The organism is Neobacillus drentensis (assembly GCF_036965425.1).
GTDB classification, from domain to species: Bacteria; Bacillota; Bacilli; order Bacillales; family Cytobacillaceae; genus Neobacillus; species Neobacillus drentensis_F.
The window spans coordinates 22,052-37,862 of record NZ_JBALPP010000040.1 but is presented as its reverse complement, the minus strand read 5'-3'; the positions used below and the strand labels follow the sequence as shown (position 1 = coordinate 37,862).

The window sequence follows — 15,811 nt, the reverse complement described above, 5'->3', positions numbered from 1 at the left end:
CCTTCCGCTCCAATCAACTGTGTTAATAATCAACATTGCCATTTAACAGAGCCAAAAAAAAAACGACTTTAACATTCATAAATTTGAATGTTAAAGTCGTTTTTTATAAAATTGTTACTTCTCGTTAAGCTTATGAAAATGCTCAAATAAGTAATCGCAATCATCTCTTGGTTCTACTTTGACCATTTTTATAACACTATCATCTTCACCTTTTAAATATTTGCGGAGGTGCATATCTGAAAATCCATACTTATCAGCATCTTCTTTTGTATTAACGTAGTAAACCTCATTAATACCCGCCCAAATCATGACAGATACACACATCGGACATGGCTCACAAGTTGCATACATTACGCAATCTGATAAGTCAAAAGCCCCTAATTTTTTACACGCTTCTCTAACAGCAACCAGCTCTGCATGTGCAGAAGGGTCAGTATCTCTCATCATAGTGTTGCTTACAGCGGCAATGACTTCACCATTGCGTACAATTGTGGCACCAAATGGTCCGCCAATTTTTTTGTTCATTCCTTCAATCGTTGCATCTACCGCCATTTTAATGAAATCCATAGCCTAATTCCTCCAACTTTACTTTTACTCTGTAACTGGACCAATGTTTTCTTTCTTATTTACATAGAGTTTATATGCCAAAAATCCTGCTATTAGTAGATATCCCCAAACGAAAGGCATAGCAGTTGTTTGTGCAATTCCGATAGTGTTTGTATGAATTGCACCGACAAAGGTTAAAACGGCCCCTAGCACTGCAGCTAGTATGCCTCCAATAGGCGTGTTACGGATCGTAAATATAGCTATACAACCCCAAAGAACACTAGTAATAGGAGCACCATTACCTAGAGCAACCAAACCATCGTAGAAAAGTCCAGCATTATGCAGGGCATGTGTAGAAACTTGATTCGCAGCAGTTCCAACCGACATACCTGTAGCTGAAATTGCATTATTAACAGCCGTAAGTGCCCAAGTAGCAACCCATGGGAAGAAACATACAAAAATTACTGGAACTTCAAATTTCGGACTGTTTTTGACAGCTTGATGCCCTGTTACAATCGCAATAAACACGAGCATCGGAACAATTGCCGCAATTGGAATAACAGCTAGCAACAGACCCATAAGACTTAAAATCGATAATATGAATATGGCAGCAGAGCTAGCAATAGAATAGCCTATTCCTGCACCAACTTCTTTCCAACCTGCATGACCTACATATACTGTTACTGGGAATGGGTTACCACAAAGGCCGCCTATTGCAGAACAAATACCATTTGTAAGCATAACATCTCTAGTTTTGTATTCATCCCCACAAACAGCAGCAGCTTCAACGTTTTCCAAATTAAAAATGTAGTTTGCCAACCCTAGAGGTACAGCAGTTAATAAATATGGCAGAGCAGCGTCGATATGGTCGAAAAGCCCATTTAAATGCAGCATAGGAGGATTAAAGCCAAATGATTTCAGAGCTTCACTAACCTCAGCAGGACTTTGATATCCAAATAGCCAAGCAATTGCAGTTCCAATTACGATCAATAATAAACCCGTAGGTATTTTCTTCAATATTGGATGTTTACTTAACCAGTTCATAAAGATAATGATAATGGCAACAAATGCCACTACAGGCATTTCAAAAGATTGCAGCATAGGGTTCATACCCAAGAATACAAATGCCAAACCCGCCAAGGCTGCCAGCAATACAGTTCTTGGGACGAACTTTCTAAGAGTATCACCCAGGAATGCACCTATTATTAGCATGGTAGCCTCAAAGAAGCACCAAAGCACACCGACTGTTGTTGTGAAAGCAGCATCCTTTGTTTGATGATAAAGAGGAAGCATAATAACAAATACGATAAGAAAAATACCAGGTGAACTAGAACCTGATGGTAGTGCGGTAACATCTTTTCTACCTGTTTTCTTAGCTAATTTATAGGCAAAATAAGCAAAAACAAGGCCTGATAGAAGTACAGCAAGTCCAAACCCAGGAACAATTTGTTTAAAAACAAACTCTTTTGGCATACCAACTACAGTAAGTAATAATGAGATCATAACCAAAAAGTCTGTCAAAACATTAACAAATAAACCGAAGGAAGCTGCAAAGTCTCCTTTTTTCCATAAAGCTATATTTCCCATGTGAAAATCTCCTCAAAAATGTATTAATTCTAATTGCAGCTAAATTGTAAAAACATTAATTTTTTAAATCGTCATGAGTTTCTTTTTTTTTACAATATGGGTGCCTGCTTTTTCTTGAATGGCATCCTTTAGACTTTCAGGGTTTGTGATGATGACCCTCGAACCGCCCTTTTCCAAGAAGTTTATACTTGCTTCAATTTTAGGAAGCATGCTGCCTTGAGGAAAGTGGCCTTCTGCAACATACTGTTTTGTTTCTTCAATTGAAATATTTTCAAGCGCCTGTTGATTTGGCTTGCCAAAATGAATGCAAACTCTGGACACGCCAGTCGTAATAATCAAGGTATCTGCCTGAACTTGTTCAGCTAATAGACTTGTTGCAAAGTCTTTATCAATAACGGCATCAACGCCCACATACTTATTGCTTGCTGCTTTAACGACTGGAATACCGCCGCCGCCAACAGCAATGACAACAAAACCGGCCTCAATTAAGGTTTTAATTGCGTCTTTTTCTACAATATCAATTGGTCTCGGTGATGGTACCACTCTTCTGTAGCCGCGGCCGGAGTCTTCAATAAAGATCCAATCCGGATGTTCTTTCTTCATTTCTTCTGCTTGTTCAAAGGTAAAGAATGAACCTACAGGCTTCGTTGGATTTTCAAAATTCGGGTCATCTGCACTAACTGCAACCTGTGTAATAACAGTTGCCACTTTTTTGTTAATGCCTCTTTTGGCAAATTCATTTATCAAAGCTTGTTGAACTTGATAACCGATTCCGCCCTGGGTTTCGGCGCCGCAATTGACCAGGGGCACTTCCGGCATTCCGGCAACTTCATTGGCTATTTCAGATCTTCTTAGACCGAACCCTACCTGCGGGCCGTTTCCATGTGTAACAACCACGTTTAAGCCTTCGGCAACCATATCAGCGATATTTACTGCCGTTTCGCATACAGCTTCATATTGATCTTTAACGGAATCACGTCCATTTTCACGGACTAATGAATTCCCTCCGATTGCGACAATCACTAATTTTTCCACTGCGTTCTCTCCTATCTGTTTTCTAGTTGTTTAATAATTTAATAGACTGCTCTTTATGAAGATGATATAAAGGGTTCAATGGGTCATGTTTAATGGCATTCTCAATTGCTTCTATAGCTTCCTTATGTCTCCCTAGTGATCTTAGACTGTTAGCCTTGTGGAAGGAGAAATCATAGCGATGTGGCTGCATCGTAAGCAGCTTATCCATTTCCCGTACAGCTTCCTCATGTCTGCCCAATTCTCTTAAATAATTGGATTTGTGGTAACGGTAAAACGTTTCATCAGGGTTTAATTCACAAGCTTTATCATATTCTGTAAGCGCTTCCTCAGTTTTGTTCATTAATCGTAAGCAATTTGCTGTGTAGAAATAGAAATCAAGATCATTGGAGTTGATTACTAAAGCTTTATTGTACTCTTCCAGCGCTTCTTCGTATCGCTTTAATTCTTGCAAGCTATATCCTTTGTAGAAATAATAATCAAGAGTGCTCGGGTCCTCTGGAAGAGCTTGATTGATTACTAGGATTGCATCTTCAAAGCTATTTTCTTTATATAGCTTTTTGGCTGTTTGAATTGCTTGGTTTTCTTCTTGATATTCCTTTTTAAGAATTTTAACTACTTTATCCTGGTTCAATTCTTCGGCATGCTGAAGGGATGATTTTCCGTCTCGATCTGGCAAATTCGCATCTGCCCCTGCTTCCACAAGAACTTCAATAATGTTAGAGTATAATCGGCCTCCATTACCCAAAATCACAGATTCTAGAAGGGCTGACCAGCCTAAATTATTCACATGATTGACAGGAACTCCTGCATCTAGGCATACTTGAACTGTCTTTAAATACCCTTTCTCACTTGAAGGTAATAGGGCTGTACCTCCAAAGCGATTGACACTTTCAAGGTCCGCTCCATACTTCAACATCATGCTAAGAATTTCATGAAAACCATTTGCACCAGAACAAATGAAAGGAGTTAACTGGGTAATATCTCTGGTATTAACATCACTGCCTGCTTCTAACAACAGTTTTACAGCATTTGATTGATTTTTTTGAGTTGCAGCCATTAACGCTGTCCGGCCATTTTCATCTTTAAAATCAACACTGGCGCCGTCCTGTAGTAATCTTCGTACAGCTTCTGCATCTCCCTGTTCACTTGCATAGATAAGTTCCATATTTAAGGATCTATTCTCCATTTTTAACCGCTCCTGTTCTAATATCACCAAAACTGCTCCAATGACGCATTTGGGGAAGTTACCAAAACCAAATTATCTAGGTTTCGGAAATCACCTTCCCCAATACGCGCAATTGATTAATGAATATTTTCGCTTAAGGTCAGCATTGCTTTCTCAAAAGCTTCTACTGGAGGATGGGTAATCCCCGCACCAATCATTCCGATACCTGCCTCTTTATGAGCAATTGCGGTATTTATAATTGGCATAATTCCGGTTTGAACAACTTTTCGGACATCTATTCCAGTTGGAATACCCATAAAATCAAGTAAAGGAATTGTCACGTTAGGGTTTTGCTCTGTGGTGATTTCCTTCATTTGAGTTGTAAAACCGATCGCTTCTTCAACTGTACCACCTACTAATGCCACAATTGCTGGAGCAGTTGCCATTGCAAATCCGCCGAATCCATATGTTTCAGTGATGGCACTATCACCGATATCAAGTCCGGAATCCTCCGGCTTGTAACCAGCAAACATTGGACCAATTACTTTTTGTGCTGGACCAGTAAACCATGTGTTTCCTGCCATTCCACTGACGCGGATTCCGAATTCCACACCGTTACGAGCCATGGTTGTCACGATGGTACTATTTTCAATACCATGAGCTGCATCAAGGGCACATTTCGCCATTGCCATCCAGGTTGGACCGGAGAAATAATCGCTGCTTGCTACGAAATCCAATACTTCCTTCTTCTGCTCGATTGTGTAATCTGTTTGCAAAATATAAGGAGCTAAAGCTTGTATTAATAGGGTTGTTCCAGCAACATTTCGGTTGTGGCACTCATCTCCCATATGAAGGGCCTGTGCAAGCATCAAACGTAAATCAATGCCATTTGAATTAAGTTTCATAGCATCTCTTAAAATAGGACCAAATACATCGCGCATCCAGACTAAACGATCGATGACACTCTGATCATTAGCGCCCATTCTAAGGATTTTTGCTAGCTGTTCACTTAAGTTTGTATAGGCAATATTGCCATATGTTTTGTTCTCAACGATATGCATGAACATTGATGCAGAAGTAACACCGGCCATAGAACCAACACAGTTATGTTCATGACATGGTGAGAATGTAATTTCACCAGAGGCAGCAAGCTCAGCTGCTTCCTCTAAATCCTTGGCCAAGCCTTCAAATACTAGCGCACCGGTAACAGCACCCTGCATCGGACCATTCATTTTATCCCAAGTGATTGGAGGTCCGGCATGAAGAATGGTTGTTTTTGTCATACCAGGAACACAGTTAATCGCTTGATCATAACCGATTAATACAGGCTGCGAATTTATAATTCTTTCAACTGCCAATTTATTTGCTTCTTCAATTTTTTGCATTATAGCTGGATTTTCAAGTTTATCAAGAGCCGCAATTAAAGCAGGATTCCCTCTACCTGGAGGTGTCCAATCTAAATGAATGACTTGTGCACCTTGTTGTAATAAATCATCTTTGAATGACTCAATTCCTACATTGACAACATGTGGCATACTTTTAAAAAGTTCATTAATCTTACTCATGACTATTCTCCCTTCACAACAAATTCACGAGCCAATAAACCTGCATTCTGCATGCTGCTTGCATGAGTTACATCAGCAGCCAACAGTTTATTAATTTGCTCATCATAATCTTGCGGATCTAGTTCTGTACCAAGTACATATCCAATGATTTCTAAATGTCTTCCTTCTTGTTCCGCCTGCTGTTTTGCTTCTATAATGGCAGGAAGGAACGCTCCGACTGGATCTTCGTGAGCTCCGTAGCCTAAAACAAAGTCCATTACGATAACACCAACGGATGGATCTTTTGCCTCTTGAATAAACCTTTCTAGACGAGTAGACGGATCAATCATTGGGTGCGGCTTCCCTTGCGTGTATTCATCATCGCCAAAGTCGATGAATGTATGTTCCTGGCTTGTATATCTATCTTTCAAACGAAATTCTGGATTTCTTTGAATGTTACTGTAAACATTGTCAAACTTCTCCATTGCCGCATGCATTGCTTCATCAGCCAATGTTCCGCCGCTGAAAAGTCCACGAATATATTTCTGTTCCGCAGTTAACTTTGTGCGAACTTCTTCAATAAGCGGAATATTTAATGCTCGTTTGTTTAACTTGCTTTCATCTGCTCCAGCTAAAAGTACTGCTTTAAGTGCAGCTTCTTTGGACATTTTTGCAAAATGTGCTCCAGCAGCAGTAATCTTTTCTTCATCACCACCAACAAACCAAACGACAACCGGTTTTTTACATAATTTAATTTTTGCTAATACTTTCTCTTCCACGCTAGATGCAGGCGGCTTTGAAACAAGAACGATTACTTTTGTTTCTTCATCGTCTTCAAGTGCTTGAATACCATCAAGCATCATGATTCCTCCTACCTCTTCTTTCATATCTCTTCCACCTGTTCCGATCAATTGGGAGATTCCGCCGCCAAATTCGTGGATGCGTACGCTTACCTCTTGGCTGCCAGTTCCAGATGCCGCAACAATACCGATGTTTCCTTTTCTTACAGCATTTGCGAAGCAGAGGGCTGTATTGCCAATTATCGCTGTTCCACAGTCAGGGCCCATCATTAATAAACCTTTTTCATGAGCTAAATTCTTTAATTGAATTTCATCTTCGATGCTTACATTGTCGCTGAACATCATGACATGTAAATCATTCTCAAGAGCCTTTCTTGCTTCTCTGGCTGCATAAGCCCCATTTACGGCAATAATCGCCAAGTTGGCATCTTGGTTATTTTCGGCTGCAGCGGAAATTGTGGAATATTTAACATCACTTTTCCCTTTTTTGCCCGAATCCTTTTTAGTAAATAAATCATTGATTTTTGAGAAAGCGGTTTCACACAGTTCGTCGGTTTCAGCTTTTACGACAATAATTAAATCACTTGTGCCTGCTGCCTCCACTTCAGGTGTCAACAAACCGACATTTTTCATTACCTCTTTATTCATTTCTGTTCCCATTGCAATAATGGCCTGTTCAACACCATCAATTTGATTTGCTTTCGTTGATAGCGACATTAAAGATACGGAATCGAAATATGTGTTTGGCTTAATTAAGGCTTGAACTAACATGGTTTACCTCCTGCTTTTATATTGGCTTCTAATCCGCAGACAAGCCCTAAGGCTAGATCTGTCCCAGATGAAGAACCGATGTCTAATACTTTATTTAAAGAGAGAATTAAGTCATCCTCATTTTCAATTAACAAGGAGTTAACAAATGAAATGATAGACTCTCTCACTTTACCAATGGATGCTTGCTCTAACGCTGAATAACTGATGTCATTCGTAAAAGATTTGGCCTTCTTTGTTACTTTTTCACAAAAAGATCTGTGTTCATAAAGGGGACTGTGTTCCATATGAAGGGTTGTAAATAATCCTGTTAAGAAATCATCCCCTGATGGTGTCAATCCAGGTCCAAGTCCTACCAATGAAACGGCATGTTTAATTGCAAGGTCTATTCGATTCATGGCTAAATTATTTAAAAGAGATTTAGTTCGCTGTTCAAGCATTTTGCACGTTTCAGCTTCAAATGGGTTTAAGGGTTTTGAGCATTTTTTTATGCCTCCGCCTTTACCTTGACAATCAATGTATTCCCTTGCCCATCTAACATTGTGAAGGAGGATTTCTTCATTGCTTGGATACGGCGGCAGAAGGCTTTCCCATGTAATTGCTTGACTAATATTTAAGGCGAGTTTATTTGAGATGTATAAGATTTTATCTTCCACAAACACCCTGTCATTTACCTCAATGTTCCATTGACTAGTATTTTCTGTATCAACAATTAACGTATTGGGCGCATTATCAATAGATCTGCATGCAATTGTGTATAACTCACCACTATCAAAACATTGAATATTAAATGTCCGCTTAAATGCACTATGAACAAAACCTGTGAAATTAGAGCCATTTAATCTCTTGTTAAAATCGACATCACCAGATAATATATTTCTCACGAAAGACACCTCATAGCTCCTGACTTTTTAGCTCTAATTTCTGATATTCAAATTGGACCCCCTTACAATTTCATTTGACAATTTAAGACCCTTACATGATTATTTTAGTAATAATACATAAGACAGTCTTCGTTTAATCAAACCAAAAAGCTCTATTTTCATTTGTGCATCGTGCACAATGAAATGTGTGGAATTTTTGACAAGGGAGAGGTAAGGATTGTTGCGAGTTAAAGATCTTTTTGAAATAAAAGCTATCGATGGCTTAAAAATAGTGGCCGGAGAAAAAGGAATTAATAATGAAATATCATTGGTTAACATCATAGAAAATCCAGAGGCATTTGATTGGCTTTCACCTAATGAACTTCTATTATCAACCGGATACATTTTTAAAGATGATACAGAATTGCAAATTAGAATTCTTAACGAGCTTTCACAAATCAATTGTGCGGGCCTTATTGTAAAAATGAAACGATACTTCGAGACTCTGCCGCAAGCTATGATCGATCACGCTAACAAGTTAGGGCTGCCATTAATCGAGTTACCCTTTGAATATACATTATCAAGAGTTATATCTATCATTAATGAAAAGGCTTCTGGAAGATACGACCTGTTGAATAGAAAAACATTGGACATGCATAACTTGTTTTTTAGAATTACCCTCGAAGGCGGTGGAATTGAGAAAATTTCATCAATGCTGTCGGAAACAATTAATAATCCGATTATTTTAGTGGACAATGATTGGAAATTACTACATTATACTGAGCATGTCGATAACAAAATCCCGCTCGCCTATTGTCTTGATCTGGTCAAAAACAGATCTGTATTCAAAAAAGAATTCATTGAAACCATTCCACAAAACATCAGTGAAATGAAGAAATCCATTAATCGGATGTATCGTTTAGAAGGGATGGAAATAAAATGCCGCATTCTGCCTGTTGCTGTATCCAATAATATTTATGGGTATTTAGTTGTTTGGCAGACAGTCCGTGAATTATCGGAGTTTGACTTTATTATTTTAGAACAGGCGTCAACCAATATGGCGCTTGAAAGGATAAAAGCGAAGGAAATTGAGGAAGTAAAATTAAAAATTAGAGAAGACTTCTTTGATGATTTATTAACTGGAAAAATAACCTCCAGTGAAACCATCCAGACCTTGAGTGAATTGCATGGACTAAATTCTAGTTATAAATACTATTGTATCGTCATTGATATTCAGTCAAAGGAATTGGACAAATATAATGACTTCATTGCACGAAAAGTCCAATTAGAAATCCGAACCAGAAAATGTGTAGACTTAATCTATGATCATTCAAATTTAGCAAACGGGGAGATTACATGTTTTTATCGAAATAACCGCATTATCATTTTAATTGGTCAGAATGAACATAGACCGCCGATTACTGTAGTCGAAGCGAAGCTTTATGGTTCAAAAGTTTATGATTTTCTCAAAAAACAACTGAATGATACCATCCTATTAATTGGAATTGGAAGGCAGTATGAAAAGATTCATTCGCTGCACAAAAGTTTTTCAGAAGCTAATGAATCCTTAAGGCTAATGCAAAAATTTGATGAACGCGGCGGGATATCCCATTTTGAAGATCATTCCGTTTATTATTTCCTGGACTCCAATATTAAAGATATAGAATTAGAAGACTTTTTTATGAAGCATCTTGGAAAAATCTATGAACATGATCAATTACACGGAACCGGTTATCTTTATACATTAGAGAATTATTTTTCAAATAATCTTAATACCAGTGAAACAGCGAAAGCGATGTTCTTACACAGAAATACACTCATTTACAGGATTGAAAAAATAAAGGAAATCTTGAATACCGATTTAAAAAATTCAGAGGAACTGCTGCAGATTCAACTTTCTTTAAAGATATTTAGACTTTTAAATAAAAACTTGCGATTAGATTCAAAATGAATGGTCCCGTCCAAATTCTAGACGGGACCTTTTACTATAACACTTATTGAAGTTGACCAAATACCACTTTCCCTTTAAAGATAACAGCCTCACGTTTTGGTGTTCTGGCAACGGCCTCTGCTGAACAAGAAGCATTTAATAAAACAAGGTTGGCATCCTCTCCATTAAGCGGCCAGGCCATTTCTCCATTTTTAGTTAATGGTGTTGGTCCGCCTGTTGCAAATTTTAACGACTGGGCAAGCGATCGTTCATCACTTTTCCGATAAAGCTCACAATATTTTGTTACTTTTTCTAATAGATCCCCTGTTCCGTATGGGCCCCATGAGTCATAGAAGCCATCACAGCCAAGAAAGACACTGACTCCCTTTCGTTCAAATATCTCGATTGGCGGTAATGATCTGTTTATAGGGATAGTGGACATGATCGACATACCTAGATCACTTAATTTATCAGCGATTTCTTCTTGCTGCGGGAGCGGAACATCCCCTAAACAAAAGGCATGGCTGACAGCAACTCGATTGTGCCATTTTGCGTCTGCTGCCAATTCTGCTAATTTATCGACTGTATAAAAACCAACATGGCCGCCGTCATGCAAATGAATATCAACATCAGCATCAAATTCTACTGCAAGGTTCATAACCTCATAGAGAGACTTTTCGATATTATGATCTATTCCAGCTGGGTCTAAACCGCCAACTAGATTGGCACCTGATCTCATCGCCTCTTTCATTAGCGGCAGGACATTCTCTTTTAAAAGGCCGTGCTGTGGAAATGCGACAATTTCATAGGTTAGTTTATCTGAATACTCCTCAAGAGCTGCTTTGACACCCTCTAAATTTTTTAAACCGATATAGGGGTCAATATTTACATGAGTGCGAATATGTGAAGCACCTTGTGTTAGCAGTAAGTCGATCATGGCGCTTGCCCGCTGTTTAGTGGTTGGAGCTAATTCCGCTAGCTCTTTCGCTTCTAAACGTAATCGTTCTTCCAAATTCTTGGCCGGTATTGGGGCTTTCCAATTTAGTGAAAGATAGGTTTTATCTAAATGGTTATGCATTTCTTTAAAAGTTGGCACCGCCAAATATCCTTTTCCATCAACCGTTTTCTCGCCAGATGGTATGGAGAAACTATTCTTCTGTTTTTCGACTATTTTTCCATCTTGTATTTTTAAATGAAAAAGCTCTGTCTTTGTTTCATAGGCTCCCTTTTCATCCTGGGCAAAGCCTGTTTCTAACCGTACATTTTTTAACCAATATGAGGTTGTCATTGTATCTCCTCCTTATATACCTTTTTTAAACTTTGCTGTTGATTTGCACTCCAGGCGCGAGCGGTTCGCGGGCGTGCCGGGGAGCCTCCTCGGCGCTTTTGCGCCTCCGGGGTCTCCCCTGCCCCGTACTCCCGCAGGAGTCTTCGCGCCTTCCGCTCCAATCAACAGGGTTAATAATATAATTTCAACGTATAAAACAGCCTACATCTTAAACTCGTACCGAATCTGCTTCTATCAGCTTGCTTTCTATTTTTTTCCCTTTAAAAAACAAAGCTTCTACGTTTGCTCTTCTTGCAACTGCCTCTGCTGAACATGATGCATGGACAAGCATCATGGTTGCCTCATCGCCAACCTTCGGCCAGACGCGCTCTCCTTTTTCATTAAGTGGCGTCACACCGCCAGTCCCGTACTTAAGGACAGTAGATAAAGAATATTCATCGCTCAATCTGAATCTTTCGGCAAGTGTTCCTAGCTTTTGGATTGTATTGCCTGTCCCGAATGGGGACCAATGATCTGTAATACTATCATGGCCAACAGAAACGGGTACACCTAATTTATCTAGAGTTGGAATCGGAATCGTCGCCCGATTAATCGGTACTGTCGTGGTCACATCCATCTCTTGATCTTTAAAAATCGCAGCCATTTCCGTAAGAGCTTCCCCATTTAAATCGCCTAATGCAATCCCATGGCTAACGGTGGATCTTCCTTTAAGCCCTGCTTCCTTTGTATAATGTGCCATCCTTTCAAAGGTAAATGCCCCTAAGGTGTTGGGATCATGAAGATGAATGTCGACGCCTTTACTATTTTCAACCGCAATATCAAAGATGGTATATAAGGATTTTTCGATATTACGGTCCACAGTTGCAGGGTCAACCCCGCCAACTAATGTGGCGCCATTCTTCATGGCATCCCGGATGAGCTGCACTGAATCACTTTTTAATAGTCCATGCTGTGGAAATGCAACAATATCATAGGTGAGCACATCCTCGTATTTTTTTAAGGCATTTACAGTTACCTCTAAATTTTTCAAACCGATGACGGGATCCACATTACAATGGGTGCGAATATGGGTATGTCCGTTTTTCAATAATAATTCAATCATTTTCTCAGCCCGTTCTTGAGCAGTTGGAAGCAGCTTCGGAAGTAATTCTTTCTCCTCTTCCAATCTAGTAAAAATACCGTTCGTGATAGGTGTACAGGCTTTCCATGGTCCGCCATAATATGTTTTATCGATATGGATATGCATGTCCCTTAAGGAAGGAAGCAGAAGCATACCATTAGCATCCTTTTGCATTTCGTCCATTTCAGGCTTTTTATTTGTTATTTCAGTAATGGTACCGTCTTCAATTTTTAAGTGGCAAATTTCGGTCTCTGTACCGGAAATACGATCATTTTCATATGTAAAGCCTTTTTCTAAGCGGACATTTGTCAGCCAAAATGTTGTCATCTCAATTCCTCCTAATTTAAATTAGGAAAAGTACTTTTTTTTCAAAAGTACTTCTCCCTTTTCTTATTTTATGACTACATCATCGATCATTAAATAACTTGCAGCATTTAACCAGAATCCACTTACATTTTTACTATAGGCAGCGATATGCTCGTAGTTTCGGATTGGAACATAAACGGCATCGTCAATTTCCTTTTGCATAACTTCTTCATAAAGCTTTAAACGCTTTTTCTCATCTGTTTCTCTTCGTGCGTCTTCAATCATTTTGTCTACATCAGGATTGCTATAGTAGAAATGGTTTCCTGGAGGTCCCTGTGATGCTGAATGGAATAGGTTATATTGGTTGTAATCTCCATCCCCTGTTGCATTTCCCCAACCGCCAATCGCCATGTCGTGCTCACCTTTTTCAATCATACCGATATAAGCGCCATACTCCATAACTTGGATTTTCACATCTACGCCAATCCCTTTTAATTGAGATTGAATAACTTCTGCCATATTAATACGTTCTTTTCGATCACTCGTTAATAATGTCACTTTAAGGCCTTTTTCATAGCCAGCTTCTTTTAATAGTTTCTTTGCTTCGTTTAAATCATAGTCATATGGCTTAACTTTATCACTATAGCCAAACACTTTCGGGCTCATCGCTACGTTTGCAAGAGTTCCTACATTATTATAGACACCTTTGATAATGGCCTCTCTTTCAATCGCGTGGCTGATTGCCTTACGAACTCTTACATCATCAAATGGCTTTTTCTTTACATTGAATCCAAGATATTCAACAGCTAGTCCTTCTGTACGGTAAAGAGCCATTTTATCAGAAGCTTCAATACGATCAATTTCTGTGACAGGTACTTGGTCATTGATCTGTGCTTCTCCTGTTTCAATCATGGCAAGACGAGTAGCATCTTCAGGTACAACCTTGAATACAACACGATCAATATTTGGTTTTTTGCCCCAGTAGTTTTCATTTTTCTTTAAGGAAATTTCTTGGCCAGTTTTCCAGGACTCGAACACAAAAGGCCCCGTTCCAACTGGATGCTGTGATAATGATTCCGGATTTTCTGCCAAAGCTTTTGGACTAATGATACTTCCTTCATTACTTGCCAAAATAGATAGAAGTGGTGCATACGGATATTCAAGAATTAATTGAACCGTGTTTTCATCCACAACCTTCACTTCTTTAATCATTGAAAACTTTTCACGCTGAGGAGATGCTGTTTTCGGATCTAGCAAACGATCAAAGGTTTTTTTAACAGCATCAGCATTAAATGGTGCACCATCATGGAATTTTATGCCTTCTCTTAATTTAAATTCCCAAGTGGTATCATCGATCACTTTCCACTCTTTTGCTAATAATGGTTGAATTTTAAAATCTTTATCTGGTTCAACCAGGCCCTCATAAACCTTTTGATAAACAATATTTGCGGAAGGAATATCAGTGATGAAATGAGGGTCTAGCTTAGTTGCATCAGAAAGCCTGACTACGGTTAAGGTTCCGCCTTGCTTTGGCCCTTCTTGTTTACTTGCTGACTCATTAGATGTAGATGGTTTTGTAGAACATGCTTGAGCAATCATCAGCATTAATCCAATTAATACAAATAGAATGCCATTTTTAATGGTTCGTCTTTTTATCTCCATTTTCCCCTGCTCCTTTGTTGTTTTTTTAAAATTCAGAATCTAAGATGTAACCAATTTCACCTGCCTCTAAATTTGCTTATCTGCATTATAGAAGATGATGAACAAGAATATTTACAGAATATTTACTGAATTTTTAACTATTTTGACAAACAATTTAAAAAATATTTACATTCATTAAAATTTTGATAATTTGTACATATTCCCATTGAAAAAATGGTTTGGAAGGGGGATTAACCAGCGAGAGTCAGCATCATGTTTTTTCAAAAAATATAAGGAGGTTTTTTCATGTCAGTAGAAGTGAAAACAGATCGTTCTGTCGTAATCAAACAATCTATGAGTCAACCAAAACAATCTAAATTGAAAGATTTCTTATCTGTTTTAATGTTAAATAAAGCGGCTTTAGTTGGGGCAGTGATTATTGTTTTTTATATTCTCATCGCGATATTTGCCCCACTTTTGGCTCCCTATGATCCATATGCAATAAAATTGGAAAATAAATTAATGCCGCCCTCTGGTGACCATTGGATGGGAACAGATGATAAAGGAAGAGATATTTTAAGCCGGATTATTTACGGTTCAAGACTTTCTATGGGTGTTGGATTTGCAGCTGTATTTTTCGGTGCATTCTTCGGTATTATTTTTGGACTTGTCGCCGGTTACTATGGAAAATGGGTTGATTCTATCATTATGAGAATGATGGACGTTATGCTGGCTTTCCCAGGAATCTTACTTGCTCTTGCGATTATTAGCGCCCTTGGACCAAGTCTGATTAATGTTACTATTGCAGTTGGGGCGTTTTCAGTCCCATTATTTGCCCGGATTGTCCGGGGCTCTACCCTTGAGGTCAAAAGACTTGAGTATATCGATGCCATAAGGTCGTTAGGTGCCAATGATTTGACGATCATTTTTAAACATATTCTTCCGAATATTCTTTCACCCATTATTGTCCAAGGGACATTAAGACTTGCTACTGCGATTCTTTCCGCAGCAGGATTATCATTCCTTGGTCTTGGGGCACAACCCCCTTCACCTGAATGGGGAACGATGTTAAGTAATGGAAGGGATTTCTTGTTCTCTGCCCCTTATATTGCTATTTTCCCAGGGTTAACGATATCAATACTCGTACTTGGATTTAATATTTTCGGAGATGGATTACGCGATGCGTTCGATCCACGAATGAAAAAATAATAGTTTAAA

At 38.8% G+C, this 15,811-nt stretch carries 12 protein-coding genes; 2 read left to right on the top strand and 10 right to left on the bottom strand.

Annotated elements, in window-relative coordinates:
• Positions 1-114 precede the first annotated feature (114 nt).
• The 7 genes from V7161_RS11070 to V7161_RS11040 form a co-directional block, all read right to left on the bottom strand.
• On the bottom strand, positions 115-567 hold the full coding sequence (locus V7161_RS11070) for a nucleoside deaminase (protein ID WP_335445109.1): 453 nt from the start codon (positions 565-567) through the stop codon (positions 115-117).
• Between the two features lie 24 nt (positions 568-591).
• Positions 592-2,133 (bottom strand): xanthine permease, encoded by a 1,542-nt coding sequence (locus tag V7161_RS11065; RefSeq protein ID WP_335445107.1) that lies wholly within the window; start codon positions 2,131-2,133, stop codon positions 592-594.
• Between the two features lie 63 nt (positions 2,134-2,196).
• Positions 2,197-3,168, bottom strand: a complete 972-nt coding sequence (arcC, locus tag V7161_RS11060; protein ID WP_335445106.1) for a carbamate kinase — start codon at positions 3,166-3,168, stop codon at positions 2,197-2,199.
• 22 nt (positions 3,169-3,190) lie between these two features.
• Positions 3,191-4,354 carry an ankyrin repeat domain-containing protein gene (locus tag V7161_RS11055; RefSeq protein WP_335445104.1) on the bottom strand — a complete coding sequence of 388 codons (1,164 nt, stop codon included), beginning with the start codon at positions 4,352-4,354 and terminating at the stop codon, positions 3,191-3,193.
• Between the two features lie 116 nt (positions 4,355-4,470).
• On the bottom strand, positions 4,471-5,898 hold the full coding sequence (locus tag V7161_RS11050; protein ID WP_335445102.1) for a DUF1116 domain-containing protein: 1,428 nt from the start codon (positions 5,896-5,898) through the stop codon (positions 4,471-4,473).
• Positions 5,899-5,900: 2 nt separating this feature from the next.
• The gene (gene fdrA / locus V7161_RS11045; protein WP_335445100.1) at positions 5,901-7,448 is read right to left on the bottom strand and encodes an acyl-CoA synthetase FdrA; all 1,548 of its coding nucleotides are present in this window, start codon (positions 7,446-7,448) and stop codon (positions 5,901-5,903) included.
• Positions 7,442-8,329: a DUF2877 domain-containing protein gene (locus V7161_RS11040; RefSeq protein ID WP_335445098.1), complete on the bottom strand. Its 888-nt coding sequence runs from the start codon at positions 8,327-8,329 to the stop codon at positions 7,442-7,444. The genes fdrA and V7161_RS11040 overlap by 7 nt, the downstream gene beginning before the upstream one ends.
• Before the next feature lie 217 nt (positions 8,330-8,546).
• On the opposite strand from V7161_RS11040, the gene V7161_RS11035 reads away from it, so the two are divergent.
• The gene (locus tag V7161_RS11035) at positions 8,547-10,259 is read left to right on the top strand and encodes a PucR family transcriptional regulator (RefSeq protein WP_335445096.1); all 1,713 of its coding nucleotides are present in this window, start codon (positions 8,547-8,549) and stop codon (positions 10,257-10,259) included.
• A 43-nt stretch (positions 10,260-10,302) separates the two neighbouring features.
• Here V7161_RS11035 and V7161_RS11030 read toward each other — a convergent pair whose 3' ends face one another.
• The 3 genes from V7161_RS11030 to V7161_RS11020 all read right to left on the bottom strand — a co-directional run bounded on the left by V7161_RS11030 (position 10,303) and on the right by V7161_RS11020 (position 14,614).
• Complete coding sequence (locus V7161_RS11030) at positions 10,303-11,526, bottom strand: amidohydrolase (RefSeq protein WP_335445094.1); 1,224 nt, start codon at positions 11,524-11,526, stop codon at positions 10,303-10,305.
• Between the two features lie 208 nt (positions 11,527-11,734).
• Complete coding sequence (locus tag V7161_RS11025; RefSeq protein ID WP_335445093.1) at positions 11,735-12,973, bottom strand: amidohydrolase family protein; 1,239 nt, start codon at positions 12,971-12,973, stop codon at positions 11,735-11,737.
• A 63-nt stretch (positions 12,974-13,036) separates the two neighbouring features.
• A complete protein-coding gene (locus V7161_RS11020; RefSeq protein ID WP_420491612.1) occupies positions 13,037-14,614 on the bottom strand; it encodes a glutathione ABC transporter substrate-binding protein in 1,578 nt (525 codons plus the stop codon).
• 333 nt (positions 14,615-14,947) lie between these two features.
• Here V7161_RS11020 and V7161_RS11015 point away from each other — a divergent pair, with 333 nt between their 5' ends.
• Positions 14,948-15,802 carry an ABC transporter permease gene (locus V7161_RS11015; protein WP_223588667.1) on the top strand — a complete coding sequence of 285 codons (855 nt, stop codon included), beginning with the start codon at positions 14,948-14,950 and terminating at the stop codon, positions 15,800-15,802.
• The last annotated feature ends 9 nt before the right edge of the window (positions 15,803-15,811 follow it).